Genomic DNA, 24,775 nt, shown 5'->3' with positions numbered 1-24,775 from the left:
ATGCCGAAAAGAGAAGATATCCATAAGATCTTGGTGATCGGTTCCGGACCGATTGTCATCGGCCAGGCTGCCGAATTCGATTACGCCGGCACCCAGGCCTGCCTGGCACTGCGCGAGGAAGGCTATGAGGTCATTCTGATCAATTCCAATCCGGCGACAATCATGACCGATACCCACATTGCGGATAAAGTTTACATGGAACCGCTGACGCTGGAATATGTATCCCGCATCATCCGCAAGGAACGCCCTGACGCAATTCTGCCGACCTTGGGTGGTCAGACGGGCCTGAACATGGCGATGCAGCTGGCGAAAAAAGGCGTGCTGGAAGAATGCCGGTGCGAAATTCTCGGTACGGATTTTGAATCGATCGATCAGGCGGAAGACCGGCAGCGGTTTAAAGATCTGTGTCTGCGGATCGGGCAGCCCTGCCTGGAATCCTACGTAGCCCGCACGATTGAGGAAGTCGTTGAATTTGCTAATAAAATCGGCTACCCGGTCGTCTTAAGACCGGCGTTCACCCTCGGCGGCACCGGCGGTGGGTTTGCTTACGATGATGAGGAAGTCACGGCGCTGGGCAAGAACGCGCTGAAGCTGTCCCCGGTCAATGAGGTGCTGGTCGAGAAATCAATCAAAGGCTATAAGGAAATTGAATTTGAAGTCATGCGCGATCACAACGATACAGCCATCGTGATCTGCAGCATGGAAAATATTGATCCGGTCGGTGTGCATACCGGCGATTCGATGGTCGTTGCGCCTTGTCAGACGCTGTCCAACAAAGAATATCAGCTGCTGCGCAACGCTGCGCTGAGCTTGATTCGCGAGCTGAAAATTGAAGGCGGCTGCAACGTGCAGTTTGCGCTCGATCCGTTTTCCTTCGATTACTATGTCATCGAAGTCAACCCGCGGGTTTCCCGTTCCTCGGCGCTGGCATCCAAGGCCGCTGGCTTCCCGATCGCGCGGGTTTCCAGCAAGATTGCGGTCGGTTTGACACTGGATGAAATTCCGATTGCCAACACGCCGGCTTCCTTTGAACCGACGATTGACTATGTCGTCACCAAGATCGCACGCTTCCCATTTGATAAGTTTGCCAAGGCCGATCACACGCTGAGCACGCAGATGAAAGCGACCGGCGAGGTCATGAGCATCGGCCGGACCATGGAAGAAAGTCTTTTGAAAGCCGTGCGTTCATTGGAAATCGGCGTTGATCATCTCTATCTGGAGAAGTTTGACAGCTTCACCACCCAACAGCTGCTGGACAACATCAAAACCCCGACGGATGAGCGGCTGTATGCGATTGCCGAACTGTTCCGCCGGAAGGTCGATATGATGCTGATCTACGACGCAACCAAGATCGACGCGTTCTTCCTCGATAAAATCCATCACATCATCGCCGTGGAAGAACGGGTAAAGGCTGATCCTTGTGAAGCCAATATCCGCCGGGCCAAGCGCTTGGGCTTCTCAGATCAATATCTGGGCAAAATCCTGGGCAAGAGCGAACTGGAAATGTTCACCTGGCGCAAGGAGCACGGATTAATGCCGGTCTACAAGATGATTGATACCTGTGCCGGCGAATTCAGCGCCTATGTTCCGTATTTCTATTCCACGTATGAAGAAGAAAACGAAAGTATGGTTACGGATAAGCCGTCGATCATCGTGCTGGGCTCCGGGCCGATCCGCATCGGTCAGGGCGTTGAATTTGACTATTCGACCGTGCATGCGATCTGGGCGATCCAGCAGGCCGGCTATGAAGCGATTGTCATCAACAACAATCCGGAAACCGTATCCACCGATTATTCCATCAGCGATAAGCTGTACTTTGAACCGCTCTGTATTGAAGATGTCATGAATGTCATCGAACTGGAAAAACCGCAGGGCGTCATCGTTTCGCTGGGCGGTCAGACGGCGATCAATCTGGCTGATCGTCTGGATAAGCTCAATGTTCCAATCATCGGCACGGGTACACAGGCGATTGACAAGGCGGAAAACCGCGACTTGTTTGAAAAAGTCGTTACGGAATGCGGAATTCCGCAGCCGTTAGGCCAGGCCGTAACCAACATCGAGGATGGCCTGCAGGTCGCCAACCGGATCGGCTATCCGGTACTGGTGCGGCCAAGCTATGTCTTAGGCGGCCGGGCGATGCAGATCGTGCATCAGGATGAAGAACTGATTGAATATCTGACAACGGCGGTTAAAATTGACAAGGATCAGCCGGTGCTGGTCGACAAGTACATCCATGGCTGTGAGGTCGAAGTCGATGCGATCTGCGATGGAAAAGACGTCTTCATTCCGGGCATCATGCAGCTGGTCGAAGCGACCGGGGTGCATTCCGGCGACTCGATGAGCGTCTATCCGCCATATTCCTTAAGTGAACAGGTCAAGGCGACAATCCGTGACTACACGGTCAAACTGGGATTGGCGATCGGAATCGAAGGCTTGTTCAACATCCAGTTCATCGTCGATGAAAACGATGAGGTGTCCGTGATTGAAGTCAATCCGCGTTCCTCCCGTTCCGTCCCATTCTTATCGAAGGCAACCGGCGTGCAGATGGCGAATATCGCCACCAAAGTGATGCTGGGCCGCAGCCTGAAAGACCAGGGCTTTACAACGGAAGTCATGGCTGAGAAAAAACGCTTCTATGTCAAGAGCCCGACATTCAGCTTCTCGAAGCTGCATGGCTTGGACGCTTACCTGTCACCGGAAATGAAGTCGACCGGGGAAGCGATCGGCTATGATGATTCGCTCAATCGCGCCCTGTATAAATCCCTGCAGGCCTCCAACATGCGGGTTGTCAATTACGGCACGGTGCTGGTGACGCTGGCGGATCAGGACAAAGCCCGGGCGATTCCGTTAGTCCGCCGGTTCTACGATCTGGGCTTCAATATCGAAGCGACTTCGGGCACGGCGAAACTGTTGAAGGCGCACGGCATCAAAACCCGTGAAAAGAAGAAAATTTCCGAGGGCTCAGAAGAAATTTTGGATTCCATCCGCAAGGGTCATGTCACCTACATCCTCAACACCCTGTCTTCCACAGATACCAATACCTCTAAGGACGGCTATCAGATTCGCCGGTGTGCCGTGGAAAACAACGTGACCGTCTTTACTTCCCTGGATACGGTCAATGTCTTGTTGGATGTCCTGGAAGAAATCACCATGGGTGTTTCAACCATAGATCAGAACTAAGGAGGAGTTATGAAAGAGCGTATACAACAATACCGAATCCTCTCCAACTGGCAGCTGGCCGATCAGGTGTATGAAATGGAGCTGGAGGGGGATTCTTCCTGGATCACCCATCCCGGCCAGTTCCTTAACGTCACGATTGACAATGCCTATCTCAAGCGTCCGATCAGTATCTGCGATTGGAATGAAAACGGACTGACGCTGATTTACAAGGTCGTCGGTTTCGGAACAAAGCAGATGTCGCAGAAGCAGCCCGGAAGCATGCTGGAATGCTTAGTCGGTCTGGGCAACGGCTTTACACCGGAAGCATTCGATGAAAAACGCGTGCTGTTAGTCGGCGGGGGCGTCGGCGTGCCGCCGCTTTACGGACTGGCTAAAACGTGTCTGAAGCAAGGCAAACAGCCGGTGGTGATTCTTGGCTTTACCTCGGAAAAAGACATTTTTTACATTAAGAAATTTACCGATCTGGGCTGCGACGTCATGCTCAGCACCAACGACGGCAGTCAGGGCGTGAAAGGCTTTGTCAGCGACGTCATGGTTCAGGAAGGCTTGACCGATTTGCCGTATTTCGCCTGCGGACCGATGCCGATGCTCAAAGCGGTATGGAAAACCTCTAACGCGCAGGGGCAGCTGTCCTTTGAAGAACGGATGGGCTGCGGCTTCGGCGCCTGCATGGGCTGCAGCTGTGAAACGATTTCCGGCCCGAAACGCATCTGTAAGGAAGGCCCGGTGCTTTCCAGTCAGGAGGTCTTATGGACGAAAGATTAAAGGTCAGCCTGTCGGGCTGGCAGCTGGACAACCCGATCATTCCGGCCAGCGGCACATTTGGCTTTGGTTATGAGTTTACGGAGTTTTATGATATCAACATCCTCGGCTCGATCGCGACCAAGGGGACAACCCGTGACCCGCGCTTCGGCAATCCGACGCCGCGGATCGCAGAGTGTGAAAGAGGCATGATCAATGCCGTCGGCCTGCAGAATCCAGGCATTGACAAGGTGATCAGCGAAGAATTTGCGAAGCTGCGGCAAGTGTATCACAAGCAGGTCGTGGCGAATGTTTCCGGCTTTTCCGAAGAAGAATATGTCGAATGCGCGAAAAAGATGGATGCGCAGGACATCGTTGGGATTCTGGAAATCAACATCAGCTGTCCGAATGTGCATGGCGGCGGGATGAGCTTCGGCGTTTGTCCGGAAGCGGCTGCCCAGATTACGAAAGCCGTCAAAGCGGTGACGAGAAAACCGGTCTACATCAAGCTGTCGCCGAACGTGACGGATATCGTGGCGATTGCCAAAGCCTGTGAGGAAGCCGGCGCGGATGGAATTTCAATGATCAATACCTTGTTGGGAGCGCGGTTCGACCTGCGTACCGGCAAGCCGATCATCGCCAACGTCATGGGCGGATTCTCCGGCCCAGCGATCAAACCGGTTGCACTCAGAATGGTGTATCAGGTGTATGAAGCCGTGAAGCTGCCGATCATCGGAATCGGTGGGATTGCCTGTGCTGAAGATGTCATCGAGATGATGAGCGCCGGGGCAACGGCCGTGGAGATCGGCGCGGAAAATTTGCGCAATCCCTATGTCTGCAAGGAAATTATTGAACGGCTGCCATCCTTGATGGATGAACTGAAGATTGAGAAATTGAGTGATATTATAGGGAGGGCTCACCAATGACGAAAGAAAAAGATGTAATGATCGCCTGCGACTTTTCAACCAAAGCGGAAACCATGGCCTTTTTGGATCTGTTTATCGAAGAAAAACCGTATGTCAAAATCGGCATGGAACTGCTTTATGCGGAAGGTCCGGATATGGTTCGTGAAATCAAAGCCCGGGGACATAAGATTTTCCTCGACCTGAAGCTGCATGACATTCCCAATACCGTAAAAAAAGCAATGCGCAACATCGCGCTGCTGGACGTCGATATGACTAACGTCCATGCGGCAGGAACGATCGAAATGATGAAAGCGGCGCAGGAAGCGATTGATGAGGTCGGCGCGCATACCCAGCTGATCGCGGTCACTCAGCTGACCAGCACCAGTGAAGAACGGATGCGCAGTGAACTGTGGATTGATCATCCGATTGCCGATACCGTTCAGCATTATGCCCGCAACGCGGAAATCGCCGGACTGGCCGGGGTTGTCTGCAGCCCGCTGGAAGCCGATCTTGTGCATCAGGTCTGCGGTGAAAACTTCATCACGGTGACGCCGGGCATTCGGTTTGCGGATGATGCGAAGGGTGATCAGGTTCGTGTCACGACGCCGGCCAAAGCCCGCGAGATCGGTTCCGATTACATTGTCGTCGGCCGTTCGATTACCGCCAGTTCAGATCCGGTAGCCAGCTATCGCCGCTGTGTCCGGGAATTTGTAAAGGGAGAATAAATCATGAACACAGAAAAAAACATTGCTAAGCACTTACTGGATATCAAAGCGGTTTTCTTGAAGCCGAATGACCCGTTTACCTGGGCTAGCGGCATCAAAGCGCCGATCTACTGCGACAATCGTCTGACCCTGTCTTATCCTGAGGTTCGCGATGATGTGGAGCATGCCATCGCCGAGATCATCAAAACTCATTACCCGGAATGTGAAGCCGTCATGGGCACCAGCACCGCTGGCATTGCGCATGCCGCCTTGGTAGCTCAGATCCTGAACCTGCCGATGGGCTATGTCCGTTCCAGCGCCAAAGATCATGGCCGGACCAATCAGATTGAGGGCCGCTGCGAACCGGGAACGAAAGTTGTTGTCGTTGAAGATCTGATTTCAACCGGCGGCAGCTGCATCGACGTTGTCAACGTGCTGCGGGAGGCCGGCGCGGAGGTCTTAGGCATTGCTTCGATCTTCACGTATGGCCTGCAGAAGGGAATCGATCGTCTGGCAGCCGCTCAGGTCAAGAACGTTTCAGCTTCCAATTATGACGCCCTGATCGAAGTTGCCGTGGAAACCGGCTATATCAGCGCGGATGATGTTAAAAAGCTTCAGGCGTTCCGCGCCAATCCGTCCGATTCCAGCTGGATGAGCTTATAAAACAAAGAGCCATTTCGGCTCTTTTACTTTGGCTTTAAAATTAACCTGCTTTCTTGTTAAGGAAACAACGTTCCTGCCTGAACAGAGCAGGTCAGGTATTTCAGAATGTCAGAAAAAGAAAAAGCTGAGTGATTCGATAACCCTTACTGAGTATTCAATTTCCATATGGAAATCGTTTATCGTAAGTCTGAATCATCAGCTTTTTATTTTATTTTTCCGGAATTTCGACCGGCAGCTTTCCTTCCGGAAGCAAGGTTCCATTTAAAACGGAGATCGCTGAAAGCACGGCCGATGGGGTATAGCCATAGGTACATAAGACCGTCGGCGCGTCTTCAAGATACTGCAGATCATACGGACTTCCGGCACAGATCACAACGATCGGTTTTTCGGTTTCCAGCAGCTGAGTCAACAGATTCAGCTGGTTGGGGGAATCCGCCATGTTGTAAACTAACAGAACAATCGTATCGTAACCACTTGCCTTCTGCAGAATATCCTCAATTTCTGACTGCGTTGGATCTTGATGAACATTGACAGCTTTGCCAAACAAGGAATCGGCAGCGACTTCACCGAAGCTTTTTTTATCGAACGCTAAAGGATAGACGCAGGGGAAGGAAACAAACAAAGTACTGTCTGTAGGCAGCGGCAGCGCTGAAACATCATCCCGAATCAAGGTCATACTTTGATCTGAGGTTTCCTGTACAAGCACCTGATGGGCATTAAGATCAATATCATAAGGCGCATGATTCTGTTCACCCTGATCAATAAACAAACCATAGTCATTCTTAATTCGCAGAATCGAAAGCACGGCATCATCCAACCGCTCAGCTGTAATCGTTCCCTGGCCGACAGCTTCAATCAGAGCTTCGATTACCGGTGTCTGAACGTCTTCGCTGTCCGGCTGCAGGACTTTGCCATCACCCAGGATCAACATGTCCACGCCCGCTTGAATGGCTTTCACAGCAGCTTCTGCCATCCCATAATGCGCCTGGATGGCGTCCATCTGCAGACTGTCGCTGATGACAATTCCATTATAGCCCAGTTCATCTTTCAACAAATCCGTGACGATTGTTTTGGATAAGGTCGCAGGAATTTTTTCCTTTTCAATTTTAGGAAACAGAATATGCGAAGTCATAATCGCGCTGACACCGCTGTGAATCGCAGCTTCAAATGGAATCAGTTCCATGGCTTTCAGTTCATCCAGCGTTTTGTTGACCTTCGGCAAAGCAAAATGTGAATCTTCACTGGTATCACCGTGGCCTGGGAAATGCTTCGCAACGCTGACCATTCCGCCTTCCTGCAGCCCTTTAATCCAGATTGAGGCAAAGTTGGCTGCAGCCTGCGGATCATCTCCATAAGCCCGCAGATGAATGACCGGATTATCCGGGTTGCTGTTGACATCCAGCACCGGCGCGAAATTCATATTGAAGCCCATGCCGGAGAGTTCATCGGCCATGGACCAGGCTAGGGAATATAAATTCTCATGCCGTCCGGCCGCAATTGCCATCGGGGAAGGAAAAATGGTCACACCTTCCCGGACGCGGTTCACCATTCCGCCTTCCTGATCAATCCCGATAAACGCTGGGATCTGGGTTGCATTGCGGATCGTTTTCTGAAGCTGTCCGGTTAAATTGGTAGCCTGCTCGGCATTTTCGATATTTTTGGCGTAGACGATGACATTGCCAATTTTATTCGTGCGCAGCCAGGCTTCAGTTTTGGTATCGACTTCTGTCGTTTCGAAAGAAACGATGACCAGCTGACCGACTTTTTCCTGAACGTCCATCTTGGCAACGAGATCCTTCAACTGCTGCTCGCTCATTTTATCCGGCATGGAATCCGAAGAGGGCGCCGGAGTAGATGCAGCTTCGGGTGTAGGGGCAGGGGTGGGGGTACTGCAGCCGACAAGCATGAACAGCGATAAGATCATCGCCGACCACCGACGGCCGCTGAAAGATGAAGAAGAAGCTGAGGAACAGCGCATTACGCCTGCTCCTTCAAATAATCAATGACTTCAAGCAGATCATTGCGGCTTTCCTGAATCGCTTCTTTCATTTCTTCATCCGGTTTAACAAAATCATAGATCCAGACGCTTTTCATCCCTGCCCGCTTCGCTGCGATGATCCCAAATTTGGAATCTTCCAGAACAACGCACTTTTCCGGTTCAATTCCGGCTTTGCGCGCAGCTGTCAGAAAAATTTCCGGATCCGGCTTGCCCTGCGTCACTTCATCACCGCAGACAACACTGTCAAACTGATAAGGCTTGCCAATGCTTCCCAACAGGGTATCCACATATTCCCGATGGCTGGAAGAAGCAACACATTTTTTAATTCCGCTTTCGTCCAAATAATCTAATAATTCAGTCAGTCCTTTTTTATTCAGGCTGCCTTTGTTTTCGCACATGCCAAAGATCTTCTTTAACCGGCCCTCACTGATTTCCGGAAGATGCGGTTTTAGATCTTGATGACTCTCCATCGCTTTTAAGAATAATTTGTGTCCGCAGCCGATGATCTGATAGAAAAATTCATCATCCAGTGTAATGCCATATTGTCCGGCGATTTCCCGCCAGTTTTCATTGGCCACCTTTTCTGTATCAAACATCAGGCCGTCACAATCAAAAATAACACATTCTATACTCATTTTATCCACCTCGAATCTCTCAAGATGATTATAAAGGTTTTCAAAACAAATGGCTACTTCTTTTCCTGATTCTCTTTCATAAACGCCCGCAGAAGTTTCATGAAAGCTCGCTTCTCAATTCGTGACACATAAGATCGTGAGATATGTTCCTGACGGGCAATATCCCGCTGCGTCATTTCCTGATGACCTTCCAAGCCATAACGCCGAACAATGATGCTGTATTCCCGATCATCCAACAAGTTCATAAACTGGGCCAGTTTGCGTTTGTTTTCTTCCAGCATCAGCTTGTCGATGGGATCTGGCTCATCAGAAGCCGGAATGACGTCAATGAGTGTCAGTTCACTGCCATCCTTATCCTGGCCGATCGCATCATCCAGAGAACGCGTCTGGAAGGCATGCTTGTTGTTGCGCAGATGCATCAAAATTTCATTCTCAATGCAGCGTGAAACATACGTCGCCAACTTATGACCCTTATCGACCTTAAAGGTATCAATGCCTTTAATCAAACCAATTGTGCCAATACTGATGAGATCTTCAGTTTGTTCACGACGAATATCGAACTTCTTTACGATATGCGCAACCAAGCGAAGATTGTGTTCAATCAGATCCGCGCGGGCTTCCACATCTCCTTTCGCCATTCTCTGCAGAGCATCCTGTTCCTCTTCGGCGGATAAGGGCTGGGGAAAGGAGGTTGTACGGATAGATCCGATAAAGCAGCTGAAGAAAACTTGTAGCATTTGAAATAGTTGTGTCCACATTGTTATCACCTTCTTCAGCGTATGATGTCCAACAAGAATTTAGTCGAAATCTGCATTTTTTTCTGTAAAAAAGGAATTTCGAAGCGAAAGAACAAAGTTTTGGCAAGTTTGCTTATTTCACTTCGAAAATGATTACAAATCGTTCTGTATTCATAAAATTATGATATGATTTGATTGATAGAATTCCCAAATATTACCAATGTTCATTATTTTCTGTGATAGAATATAACCGGAATTTGTAAAGGGGGATAAAAATGTTTGCGAATGATAAAATGCGAGAAAACAGTGGTCGTCTGATTAAAATATATCGTGAACGGCTGCATCAGAGATCGAAGGATAAGCAGTTCAGCTGTAATGAGTTTATTTTGGCGACGAAGGAACATCCTTTTTATGAGATCATTGAAGGCGCCCCTGTTTGTTCACGAGCTACATTAAATCGTTTAGAACGTGGACAAAGTATAAAAGATGATGATCTGTATATCTTCTTTATTCAGAAATTAGGTTTTCAGGTTGATGATTTTCCAGGAATCATGTCCAATGTTGAGCGGATCAGTGAGGAATTATTCGATGCTGTGGAAATGTATGATGTAGACAGAATAAAAGGGATAGATCAAGAAGTAGAAGATCTTTTTTATAAAGCTAAAGATTATTTTTATTATCATGATGTTTATATGTTGTTAAAAACTATTATCAATTATTACGTTGATGCAGAGTGCCCGGATATCCAGTCTGCTGATTTTATGATGGAATTATATTTCATTTCTAACGAAAAAATCTCAGAACTATTGCTAAATATTTTGTTTTATATTTACTATTATTTAGAAAATAAAATATATAAAGCAAATAATGTATATGAAATTTTAAAGGAAAAATTTATGAATAGTAATATATCTGCTTTATATATGGCTACATGGCTTATGTACAAAGAAAGATGGATTAGTGCTTTGAAAATCACAGATCAAGCATTGGAACATTACTCAATAAATAATTCTTATTTTCATTTAGGTTCTCTATATTTTACAAAAGCTTTAGCTTTACATACTGGAAACAAAGATAATGTTAAACTATACTTTGATTTATCTATTGAAGCTTTGGAAAAATGCAAGGGGAAATTAGCTCAAAAAAAGTTAGTGAAGAATTACTTTAATATCGGTTTCCATTATTATTTTGATAAAGATTATAAAACAGCTTTAAAATACTATAGAAAATATTTGACTTTTAATCAGGATTTCACTTTACATATCTTATATATACTTCATTGTACTGAGGAACTAGAAACTGATGAGCTAGACGATATATTTAAAAATATAAAGTTTAATAATAGTAATAGAAACACTGTCTGTTCGGTATTTTTCGAATATTTCCAAATGAAGATTTATAAGCGATCAGAAAAAGAAATTGAGAATTTTATAATGCGAGATATACATAAAATTTTGACATATGAGTTTCGATCAGATAATTTAATACGTTATTTTGAATATGAACTGAATAATTTAGTTAAAATTACTAAATGTTATAAAGACTTAATATATTTTAATGATTTTACTTCGCATAAAATTGATTGAATTGTAATTATTTTGTTGATCAAAAGCGTATAAGCTGGAATTGTATCAAAAAATAAGCTTTTGTAAAATATATGGCATAATTATATACGTTGAAAGGAGGAACCATGAAAAAAGTAATAGTAAGTCTATTAGCACTAGGTGCATTAATGGCATTGTGTATGCCAATTAATGCTGAGGGGACAGATCCAGAGGGTTGTTCTGTAGAACATCCTGAATTATGCATCGAACCAATGGGATGCTCGTCGCCAGATTGCATGTGGACTTAAATTAAAAAATCAACAACAGTGTTTGTTATGTCAGCGTAATGGGTGATGCATTATACGGGAAAACGAGAGAGCGAAACAAGTAAATGATCTAAATTACAAAAGCATGATAAACCGGACCGCTACAGTGAGAATAAAAACATAATCGATATTTATTTGACGTCTTGCTTGTAGAAAAATGATAAAAATTGGTGAGTGATCGTCTATTAATTAGGTGCAAAAGCGATCACAAGTAACGATGGTGAATCAGATAGGGAGTCTGGTTCATCATCGTTTTTTTTCGACAAAAAAACAGAATGCGAATTTGATATACTGAAAAGGGTGAGAAGATGTTAAAAGGGTATATGATTCGGGATGAATTCATCTCCGTTATGAGAAACAGTACACCGGTACTTGAATGGATGGAAGATCGAGAAGAATATAACAATCAGCTCGATGCAATTTTAATCCAACCAGAATTTCTTTTTCAGCAGTTGAGGACACGTTTTCAAAATCGCGAGGATCTGTTTTTAGTGCCGGATAAAATCACTTATTATAATCCGCTTACCAAAAGAACAAGTACGTTAAAGAGATCACAGTGGCATTTAGTTTTATCCGACAGGAACGAATATCCGTTTCTCTATGAGCTCAAACAGCTGCAAGGTACATTGGTTCTCACGGAAATAGACTTGTAAAATAGACTGAAAAACGATACAATAAGAACGATAATCACAGAGATAGGTGGTGTAATAATGGGAAGCGAATTTTTGAGTTCAATTGTATTTCTGATTTTGGGATTGCTTATCGGTGGTGGATTAGGTTTCTTCTTCACTCGCCGTTATTTTGAAAAGCAGTTGAAGGAACATCCTCCGGTAAATGAGAAGATGATTCGTGCCATGTTCCTGCAGATGGGACGGAAGCCGTCGGAGGCTCAGATTCGGGCAATCATGAAGTCCATGGGGCAGTAGCCTTACTGAAAAAGAGGTTAAGAAAAAACTAATATGTTGATGAGATTAATCCGCAATATATTAGTTTTTTTTCTATAAAAAAGGGCTTAAGATGACGATAAGATGACTAAACTGTAAGGCTCTAAACTTTGGGTTCATGATATAATGCAGCCAGGTGATAAAGATGAAATGGGTAAAACGTTTAGTACTGGTACTGCTGCTTATCATCATGATTGGCGCAGGCTGGTTCACGGTTTTAGGCTATCAGAGATATAAAGAAGCGATTGATGAAGTCCCATTGGCAGAAAAGATTGAAGAAGTAATACAACGGGAAGATTATACACCGCTGGATCAGATCAGTCCCGATTTTGTTAACGCTGTTGTAGCCGTTGAGGACCGCCGTTTTTATACCCGACACGGTGTTGATGTAATATCATTAGGGCGTGCTTTGTTAACAAACTTGATCACGGGCGAGGTCAGAGAAGGCGGAAGCACGATACCTCAGCAGCTGGCTAAAAACTTGTATTTTACACATAAACCTTCTCTGACACGAAAGATTGCAGAGGTATTCTTCCTTTATGAATTAGAAGCAAATTACAGTAAAGATGAAATTTTATCTTTTTATGTGAATGTGATTTATTATGGTGACGGACATTATGGCATCGCTCAGGCCAGCCGGGGTTATTTTGATAAAGAACCCGCGGAACTAACGTTGGCGGAAGCCACTTTATTGGCCGGTTTACCTCAGTCACCGAGCCGATATCAGCTAAGCAGCGGTAAGGAGCTGGCACTGCAGCGTCAGCAACAGGTCTTGGAGGCAATGCAGGCTGTTGGTTTGATCGATACGGCGCAAAGTCAGGCTGCTTTGGAATGGTCATCCACATATTTGAATCAATAATTGAATAATTTATTACGCCTTTCTTAAATTGACATGAAGCATTCCTTAACCCTCTATCTATTTACATCTGGGATCGGTATAATCAGAGTGGTAGGAGGTTCTGTCTATGAAAAGGTCAGTTTTGCCTTTCTTGTTTTTCTGCATGTTTATATTGAATGCAGGATGCGGCAGTCAGCCTAAGAATGTTGCCTTGGCTTCTGATTATACGGTAAAGCAGGAAACCGAAATCAGTATTAATAATGATGGATTTCCGATTTCGATCAGCAGTTTGCTGGATCGTTTTAAGTCATATAGTTTTTATGAAATGCTGAATGTCGAAACCATAGATGCGGATCAGCTAGGTTCGCTCTCGATTTCAGATTCTACCTTATATATTATTGAAGGTCAGGCTGAGGCCCGTGAAGAAAGAATATTGGATACGGATTATCATATTTATTATTATGATCAGCTGATGATTATTTATTATGGTGAAAACCAGGATATACTTCAAGCTTTAAACGAACAGCTGGGAGCGAATTAGGCTAAAAGTCCTGAAATGAAAATGAAAAAAATTTTAATACTTTGTTTAACTCTGTTTTTATTAGGCGGATGTTCGGCCAAAGAGAGTGAAGATATATCTTCTTTAGCACCAACCGTAACGGTTGAATCGTCGCCAACTCAAAACATTGAGGAAGACACATCGGAAAGAGATTATGGTGGCTTGATTCCGGAAACATTGGCAATCAAAGATCAAATTAAAGAAAAGTATTTGTTTTATCCTACGGATATCGTCATTAACTTGGTTTCGAAGAATATACGCTGGGTAGCAGACTGCGGAATTGGGCTTGATCTTGATATCATTACCGAACAAGATGATGAAGCTTATATTAAACTGCACCGATCGATTTATGAAGGAACGTTGACTGTACTTTCTGAAAATATATACAGCGCTAAGGGAGAGTTTATGCCGACAATGCTATCTAAAAATTCTCCTATATCCGAAAGTGTTGATTTTTATTTGATTTTAAAGGATAGAAAAGCTTATGTTGTTTTAGAAGAAATGAGGATTAATGAATTAGAAGAATATAATTCAGATTCTTATTATTATTGGCACGAAAAGGCAGAGGATTGAGCTCTGCTTTTTCGTGTTGTTTATCATCTCATGTCTAAAACGACTGGAAATTTCTTTGTCCGTAATTGATAGAAATTTGTTTAAAAGATGTTTAAACAACAGGGCGTTCATTTTTTATTGAATAAATGAATAAAATGAAAATAGTTACATTGATTTCTTGATTTATGTCGTTTTTTGTTCAAAATTTCCAAAAATTAGCGGGGCTTTTTTGAAAAAACCGCAATATTAAAAGTAGAGGAGGTGGAGCAATGTCCACAAATCTGCTTGAGCGTAAGAAAAACAAGCGTAAACGCATTTCGTTAATGATGGATTGGGTTTTTAAATATGTATTTTATGATCTGGAAGATCCATCTATTCTTGTTAGCTTTTTAATGGCAGTTGATCCCAGCTTTAAAAAAGTTAGACTCTTTCCCAACGAGGAACGCGTTGAGCATCCGGATTCTAAAGCAATCCGTTATGATATTCGGGGAATTATCAATGAAGAAATTTACTTTGATTTGGAAATTCAACAAGAAGGAAATTTAGAAGATCAAGAAATTCGGATTGTATTTTACTTATCCCGGCTGCTTTCCAGTCAGGCTACAAAGGGAAAAGGTTATCGTGAGTTAAAGCCGGTACGGGTCATCATGGTCACGAATTTTTCTTTACTTAAAGGAAAAAAGGAAGAGGAGATCAGTGATGAACTCTTCTATCTTGTAGGGGAAAAGACAGGAATGAGCTTGACAAAACATATTCAAGTGAGTATTATTGAGGTAGGGACGGCAGGACGTCTATTACGAAAACCACTTGATCGCTTATCGGCTTTAGATCATTGGCGAATTGTGTTTAAATTTGCGGGTGACCCCGATAAGGAAAAGTGGATTGAACAGATCATGTCAGTGAATGAAGGCTGCAGAAAGGCGGTGAAAAAAATGCAGGAAATTCCAATGGATATGATTGAATACATGAACGAAACGGATCGGTTAGATCGGGCAATGGTACGCAACGGAGAGATTCGGCGCGCAAGAGAGCGGGCTATGGAAAAGGGACTGCGGCGAGGATTAGAGAAAGGTTTGAAAAAAGGACTAAAACAAGGGATAGAGCAAGGGATAGAGCAAGGGATAGAGCAAGGGATGGAGCAGGGCCTGGCGCAAGGCGCACTTCTTAAACTGATCAGGCTAACTCTGAAAAAATTAGAAAAAGGATTAACGATTGCAGAAATTGCAGAGGATCTGATGGAAGAGGAGGGTTATATTCAGCGAATTTCAGAGATAAAACACAAATATCCTGATTACTCTGATCAGGAAATCGCAGTTGAAATTTTGACAGGACATAATACGGTAAGAGAACGGTGAATTCCGAAATATGAAAAACGTATAAAAAAACTCGCTGATGATAACGAGTTTTTTTACATCCATGAAATTTTCTTTTCTTCGTGACTGCGAATGCGTTCAATATTGGTTTTATGGCGGTAAGTGACAAAGGCCCAGAGAATCCAAATTGAAGCTGTAATCATGAAATTGGATTGAGTTAGGGTTGTTATCAATGCCGCACTGGCAATCCCGATGATGGAAGACAGGGATACCATTTTCCAGATTTTCAGAGTAATCATAAAGATGACAAATGGAATGACAAACATCTGAATTGGTTCATGCGTTACAAATAAACCAGCTGCCAACAGATAACCAAAGGTTGTCGCAACCGCTTTACCGCCCTTGAACTTGGCGAAAATCGGGAAGCAATGCCCGGCGCAGCAGCACATGCCAGCGTAAACCGCCGCTTCCGGAACAAACAAGACGCACAGCCAGACAACAAAGAAAGCTTTCAGGCCGTCCAGAATAATTACGGTAACGCCAGCTTTTTTTCCTAACACCCGTCCGGCATTGGTGCCGCCCAGATTTCCGGAACCGTAGTTGCGAACATCCGTTTTATAGAAGACTTTGCCGATGACTAATGCCCAGGGGATTGATCCGAAAAGATAACCCAGGACCATCGCAAAAAGAATTTTAATCATTTCCTCTTCACTCCTTCGCTCCTATTTTATCATAAAAACAGAGCACGTAAACTTTTATTTTAAGCCGTTTTTGTGTATAATCTAATCTATGGCAGATTGGAATGAAGGAAGCGGGGAAAGGCTAAGAGCAGGAAAATCGAGCTGAAACGGAAAGGAGAAAGAGTAGGATTTTTTTCTTCTCTAATCGTAATAGTTAATGGCAAAAACACAGAAATACGATGAAAATTCAATCCAGATTCTGGAAGGATTAGAAGCGGTCAGAAAACGTCCGGGGATGTATATCGGATCGACGGATGCCCGTGGTCTGCATCATTTGGTCTGGGAGACTGTCGATAATGCAATCGATGAAGCATTGAACGGGTTCGGTAAAAAAATAACGATCACGCTGGAAAAATGTGGCGCGGTCTGCGTTGAGGATGAGGGGCGTGGTATGCCGATCGGCATGCACGCCAGCGGTGTTCCCACGATTCAGGTTATTTTTACAGTGCTGCATGCCGGCGGCAAGTTCTCTTCTGAAGGCGGTTATAAAACGTCCGGAGGCCTGCATGGGGTCGGGGCCTCGGTGGTTAACGCCCTCAGTGAATGGGTAGAGGTCACGGTCTGTCAGGATGGACAGATGGTTTCAATGCGTTTTGAAGACGGGGGCAAGAAGATTGGCAAGCTGGAAAAGCTGGGCAAAAGTACACGGACCGGAAGTAAGATACGATTCATGCCGGATAAACGGATTTTTTCAACGATTGAATTCAATGCCGGGCTGATCTGCGAACGGGCCAGGGAAAATGCTTTCCTGTTAAAGAACATCACCATGGTTGTCAAGGATGAACGGGTCGGCAAAACTGAGACATTCCATTATGAAGACGGCTTAAAGGCCTTTTTGGAATATCTGCACGAAGACCGTACTGTGCTGCATGATCCGGTGGTCTTTACCGGGGCAGCCAATGATATTGAAGTTCAATGCGCCTTCCAGTATACTGACGATTATCAGGAAAGTATGGTTTCGTTTGTCAATCTTGTCCGTACCAAGGATGGCGGAACGCATGAAATGGGCTTTCGGACAGCGTTTACCAAGGCGTTTAACGATTACGCCCGCAAGCTGGGTTTATTAAAGGAAAAGGATAAAAACTTTGAAGGCAGTGATGTCCGGGAAGGGCTGACTTCGATCGTATCGGTCTCCATACCGGAGAATCTGCTTCAGTTTGAAGGGCAGACGAAGGGCAAGCTGGGCACGGCGGAAGCCAAAAGTGCGGTGGAAAGCATTGTCGGTGAAAAGCTGAGCTTTTATCTGGAAGAAAACAAAGAGCTGTCCACGATGCTGATCAAAAAGATGCAGAAAGCCTCACAGGCTCGGGAAGCGGCCCGGAAAGCGCGGGAAGAAGCACGCAAGGGCAAGAAGGCCGGCAAGAGTGAAAAGGTGCTTTCCGGCAAGCTGGCACCGGCGCAGTCCAAAGATGCCAGCCGCAAAGAATTGTTTTTGGTGGAAGGGGATTCGGCCGGCGGTTCCGCCAAACAAGGCCGGGATTCCAAGTATCAGGCCATTCTGCCGCTGCGGGGCAAGGTGTTAAATACTGAAAAAGCTGGGTTGTCGGAAATTGAAAAGAATGAGGAACTGAATACGATTGTTCATGCCCTGGGGGCAGGCATCGGCTCCGGTTTTGATTACTCCGACAGCAACTACAAAAAAATTATTATTATGACCGATGCCGACACCGACGGAGCGCACATTCAGGTTTTGCTGCTGACGTTCTTTTACCGTTATATGCGGCCGCTGATCGAGCACGGCATGGTTTACATCGCTTTGCCGCCGCTTTATAAAGTGACAAAGGGTAAACAGCTGCGCTATGCGTATACCGATGAGGAACTCGATGAAGTCAAGCAGCAGTGGGGCAAGGTTGAAATTCAGCGGTATAAAGGTTTGGGTGAAATGAATGCGTCCCAGTTATGGGAAACGACGATGGATCCGGAAACGCGGACGCTGATTCAGGTTTCGATTGAGGATGCCGTACAGGCCGAACGCAATGTTTCGATTTTGATGGGCGATAAAGCCAATCTGCGCCGTACCTGGATTGAACAAAATGTCGCGTTTACTCTCGAAGATACATTTAAGGTGGATCAAGGATGAAGAAGAAAGAAAATAAAGCTCCGGCTAAAGAACCCAGTCTGGTGATTTCTCCCTTAGAGGAAATCATGGGCGAGCGGTTTGGCCGCTATTCAAAATATATTATTCAGGAACGAGCGCTGCCGGATGCGCGTGACGGACTCAAGCCGGTTCAGCGGCGGATTTTGTATGCGATGTATCATGATGGCAATACGTTTGATCATCAGCACCGCAAATCAGCGAAAACCGTAGGTTTGGTCATTGGTAACTATCATCCGCATGGTGATACGTCGGTTTATGATGCGATGGTGCGGATGTCGCAGGACTGGAAAATCCGAATGCCGCTGATCGATATGCACGGCAACAACGGATCGATCGATGATGATCCGGCGGCGGCGATGCGTTATACGGAAGCCCGGCTGGCGAAGATTGCCGGGACGCTGCTTGAGGATATTGATAAGGATACCGTCCTGTTCGCTCCGAACTTTGACGATACGGAAAATGAACCAACGGTGCTTCCGGCACGGTTTCCGGTCTTGTTGGTCAATGGCGCGACGGGAATTGCGGCCGGCTATGCGACCAACATTCCGCCGCATAATCTGAGCGAGGTCATTGATGCGGCTATTCTGCGCATGCAGCGGCCGAAGTGCACGCTGGAGGAGCTGATGGAAATTATGCCGGGGCCGGACTTTCCAACCGGCGGCATTGTGATGGGCAAAAAGGGCATTGTCGATGCCTTTACCACCGGAAAAGGCCGGATTGTCATCCGTGCTCGAACCGAAATCGTATCCGGCAAGACCTGCAATCAAATCGTGATCCGCGAGATTCCGTATGAAGTCATTAAATCCTCCATGGTTCGAAAAATGGATGACATCCGGCTGTCACGGGAAATTGAGGGAATCATGGATATCCGGGATGAAACAGACCGCACGGGTCTGCGCATTGTGATCGATGTCAAAAAGGATGTCGATCCCAACATCATTCTGAATTATTTCTATAAGAACACTGACTTGCAGATCTATTACAGCTACAATATGGTTTCCATCGTCAATAAGCGTCCGGTACAGATGGGCTTAATCGGAATGCTCGACGCCTTTATTGCTCACCGCGAGGAAGTCGTACTGCGCCGCAGCCGTTATCTTTATAACAAGATGGAGGAACGCTGCCATATTCTGGAAGGCTTGATGAAGGCCGTATCGATCATGGATGAGGTGATCGCTGTCATTCGTCAGTCCAAGGATAAAGGTGATGCCAAGCGCAACCTGATGGATTCCTTTCAGTTCAGTGAAACCCAGGCGGAAGCCATCGTCACGTTGCGGCTGTACCGGTTGACATCGACCGATATCGTCGCATTGCGTGAGGAATTTGCGCAGCTGGTCAATGAGATGGAAATGCTCAAGACGATTCTGGAAAGTGAAACGGTGCTGAAAAGCGTTTTGATCAAGGAACTGAAGGAGATCAAAAAGGAATATGCCGATCCGCGCCGCAGCGAGATTCAAGAAGAAGTAGAGGAAATCGTTATTGACAAAACCGCGATGATTCCCAACGAGCGGGTGATGGTTACGGTTTCCCGCGATGGTTATGTCAAACGGGTCTCACTGCGCTCCTATGGCGCCAGCGACAATGCGATGACCGGTTTGAAAGAGGGCGATCTGCTAGTCGGACAGTTGGAAGTCGATACCCTGGATACGCTGCTGCTGTTTACAAGCAAGGGCAATTATGCGTATTTGCCAGTTTATCAGATTGACGAAGCTAAGTGGAAAGACATTGGATCCCATCTGAATAAATATGTCAGCATTGATGGGGATGATAAGATCATCAATGCGATTCTTGTCAAAAATTTCAGCAGCTATGCTTGGATCGTTACGGTCAGCCGGCGCGGTCAGGTGAAGAAAACACCAGTCAGCCAATGGCAGGTGCAGCGCAACAACAAGATGATGACGGCGATGAATCTGAAAAAAGATGACGCTATGATCCGGGCGTTTGTTGTGTATGCGCATGAAGATCTGATCATGATCAGCCGCAGCGGCTGGATCAGCCGTTATTCTTCCGATCTTGTGCCTTCAACGGGAACCAAGTCGCAGGGGGTCAAGGCCTTGAATTTAGCTAAAGACGACAGTCTGGCCGCGGCCTGCAGCTATGGCGATGAACGTCAGAGTTTGTGGGTACTGTCAGATAAAGGCAATATGAAACGCGTGAAAATGAGCGATGTCAGCGTCACTGCCCGCCCGGTCAAAGGGGAAATTGTAGTGAAGCGGCTGAAGACCAATCCGTATCATATCGCTTACTGCCAATGCGTTCAGCCTTATGACAGCCTGATTCTGATGGATCCGCAGGTCCAGATTCTGCAGGCGAAGGACGTGCCGATGATGAGTCGGGAAGCAACCTTTTCAACACCGTTGGAATTGAAGCCGGACTGGGGTCTGGTCAAAGGCATTGAGGAAGTCCGGATCGTCGATCATCCTGTCGGTGAAGATGAAATTCCGTTTGAAGACTATGAAGAAGACGGAGATGAAAAGGTTCATTCCGATGTCGAAATGATGAGTTTGTTTGAAGAAGAATAATTCCCAGAAACTGACAAAAAAGCGCCGCTTATAAAAAGTGAGCGCTTTTTGTTACAAATCATATTCAGGAGGCCTTGTTTGCGTCCTGTTTTTTTTATGAAGAAAAGAAAAAAGTCCGAATCGGACTTTTGTAGTGGAGCCAACAGAATTTATTCACTGCGGAGGGCATCAATCGGGTTCAGCCGACTGGCGTTGCGGGCAGGAGCCCAGCCGAAGATCACACCGACAGCTAAAGAGAAGCCGAAACCCAGGCCGATCGCAGAAAGATTAATCGCAAAGACGGTTCCAAGCAGGACAGCTGCGCCGTAAGAGATGGCTTCCCCCAAGACAATGCCGATCAGACCGCCCATCACGGAAAGAATAATCGATTCCATCAGAAACTGAAGCTGGATGATGCCCGGTTCTGCACCTAACGCTTTGCGCAGTCCGATTTCTTTCGTTCGCTCTGTCACGCTGACCAGCATCATATTCATAATTCCGATTCCGCCGACCAGCAAAGCAATCGAAGCAATGCCGGCAAGCAGGCTGGTCATCATCGTCTGCATTGTATTCATCATGTCGAGCAGACTGTCCATATTCATAACGGAATAGGCATTGTCGGCATGGTTGAAGGTGTTGTCCAGCAGCGTTTCCAAATCGTTGACTAAGGCGTCGGTGCGAGTGGTATCGCTGACATAGACTTCCAGACTGGTGACGCTGTTGCGTCCATTTAAAGCCAGGGCATTTTTATATGGAATATAGATCGTTCCATCGCCGCCGCTGCCGCCCAGACTGCTCATTAAACTGTCATCTTTAGAACATAAACCAATGACCTGATATTGGACACCGCCAATTTTCAGTGTCTGGCCAATCGGGTTTTCGCCAAGAAAGAAGGTTTCGGCACAATCCTGATCAATCAGACACACAGTGATGTTGTTTTCCATATCCACCGCTGTCAGCGGCCGGCCGAGGGTAACGATATCGTTACGAATGAAATACTTTTCATTTTTGCCGGAAACTGTCACTTCATCGCTGACCGTTGTACCCTGAACAACCTGGGTCGATACACTGACGGTCGGGGAAATGCCGGCAACATTATTCAAAGCCTGAATTTCAGCGAGATCATTTTCTGACAGCCCCTGCTTGAGGGCGGTGCCGTTGGCGCTGACTGTGAGCGAGCCTGCACCCATACTCGAAAAGGAATCCATCATATAGCCGGTAACGCTGGAAACAATGGTGATCAGCGAGATGACGGCGGTGACGCCGATGATAATTCCTAACATGGTCAGAAAAGAGCGCATTTTATTGCCCAGAATATTTTGAAATGACATTTTCATGCTTTGTTTTAAGGTTGAAAGCTTAAGCATCTTCGCTGCCGCCTCCTTCGTAGAGATTGCCGTCAAGAATCCGCACGATCCGTTTAGCGTGACTGGCAATGTGTGCGTCATGGGTGATCATGATGATCGTCCGGCCTTCTTCATTCAGATCATGAAAGATCTGCATGACCTGAGCCCCGGTTTTTTGATCCAAGGCTCCGGTGGGTTCATCCGCTAATAAAATGGTAGGATTAGTAGAAATGGCACGGGCAATCGCGACTCGCTGCTGCTGACCGCCTGACATCTGATTTGGATAATGATGCTGCTTGTCAGACAAGCCTACTTTCTCCAGCATTTCAGCGGCGCGGACTTGCCGTTCCCGCTGAGACCATCCGGCATAGATTAAGGGCAGCTCTACATTTTCCAGCGCCGTCTGCTTTTGCAGAAAATAAAATGACTGAAAGATAAAGCCGATTTCCCGGCTGCGGATATGGGCCAGCGTTTTCTCATCCTGATCGGCAATGCGGCGGCCGGAAAGGGTATAGTCCCCCTCCGTCGGTGTATCCAGACAGCCGATGATGTTCATCAATGTCGATTTTCCGCTGCCCGAGGGACCTAGAATGGCCAGAAACTCCCCCTCATGGACCGTCAGATTGACGCCTTTAAGAACGGTGGACACTTCATCACCCATCGGATATTGTTTTATAATATTTTGCATCGTAAGAATTTCCCGCCGGTCTTCCACAGGTTGGGTGGACGCGGCAGAATAGCTTGAGACAGAAGCTTGAACGGAGGAGTTCAGCATTTGTTTTTTCATTGACCTCGAATGCCTCCGATCATGCCTGGCCCGATCATCAGTTCACCTCTGGCGGCAGAATACACAATAAGATCGCCTTCGGATAAACCTTCAAGAATTTCGACATAGCTGCCGTCGGCGGCTCCAACCTGAACCTCTTTTTGAAGCGGAGCTTTGCGGCCGTTGGCGATCAGAACATAGGCCGTGTTGTCCTCATGGTAATTCAGAGCTTCTACCGGAACTGCGATAACATTTTTCTGGTCAACATTAGTCAGCCGAACCTCCACGCTCATGCCGCTTTTAACCTGTTCATCCGCAGTAAAGCTGACGGTCGCTTCATAATAGGACACGCCGTTGGTTATCGTCGCGGACTCCGCAACCCAAGACAGCGTTCCTTCATACGTTTGATCGATGGAATCGACGTAGACGGTCACCGAGCTGCCGATTCCAGTATTCATGACGGAATATTCATCGACTTTAATCGAGATCTCCATGGCGTTCAGGTTGGACAGCGTTGCCATTGCCTTGCCGCTGGCGGCCATTTCTCCCTCGGCGGCATTCAGGGCAGTGACGGTGCCGTCACAAGGGGCAACAATTGTATAATCGCTCAGGGAATCACGCAGATTCTGCAGCTCCAGCTGACTGGTTTTGGTATTGGCTGTGGCCTTGGCCTTTTCCAGATTGGCTGCGTAGGTGTCCAGCTGCTGATGAACCTGCAGATCGGCAGTATCGTAGCTGGTGCAGGCTGTATCATAAGCAGACTGCGCACTGTCGATCTGTTTCTGCAGCGGCTGCAGCACGGCGCTGCGCGCCTGATCCAGCTGAGCCTGAGCGAGGTCAAGATTGTTTTGAGCCTGAGTTAAAGCGGTTTGGGCTTCATTTTGAGCCGCCTGTGCCGCATCAAGGGTTGACTGAGCCTGTGTTTGGGCTTGGGTAGCCGCGCTCAATTGTCCTTCTAATGTCGTGACATCGACGATAGGATCCTCTGCCTTTGCCGCATCAATCTGCGTTTGGATTGCCTGCACCTGATCCGTTGCTGTATTGAGCGCAGCTTGCGCACTGGCGGTATTTTCCGCCGCTGCATTGAGACCTTGTTGTGCACTGTCACGCTCAGCTAGAGCGATATCACGGGCAATGTACAAAGCGGAAGCCGTGGAATCCAGTCCCTGATCAAAGTTAGCCTTGGCGGTATCGTAAGCAGTTTTGGCACTTTCCAGGGCATTGTAAGCGGTATCTTTTTGAGCTGCGGCACTGTTGAGCGTGCTGTTGAGACCGCGGTCCAGGGCTTGCTTATAATTATCATAATTGCGTTGAGCATCGCTGATGCTGAACGTATTTGACGTCTGTGAATTGCCCAGGGCAGCTTCCTTCAGTGCGATGTTGTTCAGAACGGCAGAAGCATCCAGCTGAACCAGAACATCGCCTTTTCTGACAACAGCGCCTTTCTCTGTGCTGAGCGAGGTGATCTGAGCGGAAACCTTGGAGATGACCTGCACCTCATCCGCTGCCTGAACATTGCCGACAAAACTGTTGTAGGTGGTGATATCCCGCCGGCTGACAGTTTCCTTGGTATAGCCAGCCGCAGCATCCGCCGGCCGCAGCAGCATCCAGGCCAGACCTGCTGCTATAAGGACGCCGGCCAGCATCATCAGCTTATGCTTTTTCCATAATCGTTTCATTGTTT

22 protein-coding genes are annotated in these 24,775 nt (G+C 46.7%); 15 read left to right on the top strand and 7 right to left on the bottom strand.

Annotation, left to right across the window (positions count from 1 at the left end; all coding sequences use genetic code 11):
• From carB to pyrE, 5 genes are read left to right on the top strand one after another with little or no spacing between them, the layout of a single operon-like run.
• Entirely contained in the window at positions 1-3,180 is a 3,180-nt protein-coding gene (gene carB, locus MCG46_RS11505; protein ID WP_240280133.1) for a carbamoyl-phosphate synthase large subunit, read from the top strand.
• A 9-nt stretch (positions 3,181-3,189) separates the two neighbouring features.
• Positions 3,190-3,945 (top strand): dihydroorotate dehydrogenase electron transfer subunit, encoded by a 756-nt coding sequence (locus MCG46_RS11500; RefSeq protein WP_240280132.1) that lies wholly within the window; start codon positions 3,190-3,192, stop codon positions 3,943-3,945.
• Positions 3,930-4,847: a dihydroorotate dehydrogenase gene (locus MCG46_RS11495; RefSeq protein WP_240280131.1), complete on the top strand. Its 918-nt coding sequence runs from the start codon at positions 3,930-3,932 to the stop codon at positions 4,845-4,847. The genes MCG46_RS11500 and MCG46_RS11495 overlap by 16 nt, the downstream gene beginning before the upstream one ends.
• The gene (gene pyrF / locus MCG46_RS11490) at positions 4,844-5,551 is read left to right on the top strand and encodes an orotidine-5'-phosphate decarboxylase (protein WP_240280130.1); all 708 of its coding nucleotides are present in this window, start codon (positions 4,844-4,846) and stop codon (positions 5,549-5,551) included. Before MCG46_RS11495 ends, pyrF begins: the two co-directional genes overlap by 4 nt.
• A gap of 3 nt (positions 5,552-5,554) precedes the next feature.
• Positions 5,555-6,193, top strand: a complete 639-nt coding sequence (gene pyrE, locus MCG46_RS11485; protein ID WP_020223891.1) for an orotate phosphoribosyltransferase — start codon at positions 5,555-5,557, stop codon at positions 6,191-6,193.
• A 208-nt stretch (positions 6,194-6,401) separates the two neighbouring features.
• Here pyrE and nagZ read toward each other — a convergent pair whose 3' ends face one another.
• From nagZ to sigK, 3 genes are read right to left on the bottom strand one after another with little or no spacing between them, the layout of a single operon-like run.
• On the bottom strand, positions 6,402-8,171 hold the full coding sequence (gene nagZ / locus MCG46_RS11480; protein WP_240280129.1) for a beta-N-acetylhexosaminidase: 1,770 nt from the start codon (positions 8,169-8,171) through the stop codon (positions 6,402-6,404).
• Complete coding sequence (locus tag MCG46_RS11475) at positions 8,171-8,827, bottom strand: HAD family hydrolase (RefSeq protein WP_240280128.1); 657 nt, start codon at positions 8,825-8,827, stop codon at positions 8,171-8,173. The genes nagZ and MCG46_RS11475 overlap by 1 nt, the downstream gene beginning before the upstream one ends.
• Before the next feature lie 53 nt (positions 8,828-8,880).
• The gene (gene sigK / locus MCG46_RS11470) at positions 8,881-9,585 is read right to left on the bottom strand and encodes an RNA polymerase sporulation sigma factor SigK (RefSeq protein WP_240280127.1); all 705 of its coding nucleotides are present in this window, start codon (positions 9,583-9,585) and stop codon (positions 8,881-8,883) included.
• 254 nt (positions 9,586-9,839) lie between these two features.
• Between sigK and MCG46_RS11465 the strand changes: the two genes are divergently transcribed.
• From MCG46_RS11465 to MCG46_RS11430, 8 genes are all read left to right on the top strand, one after another.
• Positions 9,840-11,150 (top strand): hypothetical protein, encoded by a 1,311-nt coding sequence (locus MCG46_RS11465; RefSeq protein WP_240280126.1) that lies wholly within the window; start codon positions 9,840-9,842, stop codon positions 11,148-11,150.
• 104 nt (positions 11,151-11,254) lie between these two features.
• Positions 11,255-11,416 (top strand): hypothetical protein, encoded by a 162-nt coding sequence (locus tag MCG46_RS11460; RefSeq protein WP_240280125.1) that lies wholly within the window; start codon positions 11,255-11,257, stop codon positions 11,414-11,416.
• A 326-nt stretch (positions 11,417-11,742) separates the two neighbouring features.
• On the top strand, positions 11,743-12,087 hold the full coding sequence (locus MCG46_RS11455; protein ID WP_240280124.1) for a hypothetical protein: 345 nt from the start codon (positions 11,743-11,745) through the stop codon (positions 12,085-12,087).
• 57 nt (positions 12,088-12,144) lie between these two features.
• On the top strand, positions 12,145-12,360 hold the full coding sequence (locus MCG46_RS11450; protein WP_020223884.1) for a YneF family protein: 216 nt from the start codon (positions 12,145-12,147) through the stop codon (positions 12,358-12,360).
• A 163-nt stretch (positions 12,361-12,523) separates the two neighbouring features.
• A complete protein-coding gene (locus MCG46_RS11445) occupies positions 12,524-13,237 on the top strand; it encodes a transglycosylase domain-containing protein (RefSeq protein WP_240280123.1) in 714 nt (237 codons plus the stop codon).
• A gap of 106 nt (positions 13,238-13,343) precedes the next feature.
• Positions 13,344-13,757 (top strand): hypothetical protein, encoded by a 414-nt coding sequence (locus MCG46_RS11440; RefSeq protein WP_240280122.1) that lies wholly within the window; start codon positions 13,344-13,346, stop codon positions 13,755-13,757.
• A 15-nt stretch (positions 13,758-13,772) separates the two neighbouring features.
• Entirely contained in the window at positions 13,773-14,348 is a 576-nt protein-coding gene (locus tag MCG46_RS11435) for a hypothetical protein (RefSeq protein WP_240280121.1), read from the top strand.
• Positions 14,349-14,596: 248 nt separating this feature from the next.
• On the top strand, positions 14,597-15,682 hold the full coding sequence (locus MCG46_RS11430; protein ID WP_240280120.1) for an Rpn family recombination-promoting nuclease/putative transposase: 1,086 nt from the start codon (positions 14,597-14,599) through the stop codon (positions 15,680-15,682).
• A gap of 53 nt (positions 15,683-15,735) precedes the next feature.
• Here MCG46_RS11430 and plsY read toward each other — a convergent pair whose 3' ends face one another.
• The gene (gene plsY, locus MCG46_RS11425; protein ID WP_240280119.1) at positions 15,736-16,341 is read right to left on the bottom strand and encodes a glycerol-3-phosphate 1-O-acyltransferase PlsY; all 606 of its coding nucleotides are present in this window, start codon (positions 16,339-16,341) and stop codon (positions 15,736-15,738) included.
• A gap of 196 nt (positions 16,342-16,537) precedes the next feature.
• Here plsY and parE point away from each other — a divergent pair, with 196 nt between their 5' ends.
• The gene (gene parE, locus MCG46_RS11420) at positions 16,538-18,460 is read left to right on the top strand and encodes a DNA topoisomerase IV subunit B (protein ID WP_240280118.1); all 1,923 of its coding nucleotides are present in this window, start codon (positions 16,538-16,540) and stop codon (positions 18,458-18,460) included.
• A complete protein-coding gene (parC, locus tag MCG46_RS11415) occupies positions 18,457-21,000 on the top strand; it encodes a DNA topoisomerase IV subunit A (RefSeq protein WP_240280117.1) in 2,544 nt (847 codons plus the stop codon). Before parE ends, parC begins: the two co-directional genes overlap by 4 nt.
• Before the next feature lie 149 nt (positions 21,001-21,149).
• On the opposite strand, the gene MCG46_RS11410 is transcribed toward parC, so the two are convergent.
• Genes MCG46_RS11410 through MCG46_RS11400 form a run of 3 tightly spaced genes read right to left on the bottom strand, consistent with a single transcriptional unit; the run spans position 21,150 to position 24,770 of the window.
• Complete coding sequence (locus MCG46_RS11410) at positions 21,150-22,346, bottom strand: ABC transporter permease (protein ID WP_240280116.1); 1,197 nt, start codon at positions 22,344-22,346, stop codon at positions 21,150-21,152.
• Positions 22,339-23,112 (bottom strand): ABC transporter ATP-binding protein, encoded by a 774-nt coding sequence (locus MCG46_RS11405; RefSeq protein ID WP_430622665.1) that lies wholly within the window; start codon positions 23,110-23,112, stop codon positions 22,339-22,341. The genes MCG46_RS11410 and MCG46_RS11405 overlap by 8 nt, the downstream gene beginning before the upstream one ends.
• A complete protein-coding gene (locus MCG46_RS11400) occupies positions 23,109-24,770 on the bottom strand; it encodes an efflux RND transporter periplasmic adaptor subunit (RefSeq protein WP_240281451.1) in 1,662 nt (553 codons plus the stop codon). Before MCG46_RS11400 ends, MCG46_RS11405 begins: the two co-directional genes overlap by 4 nt.
• Between the last annotated feature and the right edge of the window lie 5 nt (positions 24,771-24,775).

Origin of the sequence: Holdemania massiliensis (genome assembly GCF_022440805.1) — a bacterium.
In the GTDB taxonomy this organism is placed as follows: Bacteria; Bacillota_I; Bacilli_A; order Erysipelotrichales; family Erysipelotrichaceae; genus Holdemania; species Holdemania massiliensis_A.
This window is presented reverse-complemented; position numbering and strand designations above follow the sequence as displayed.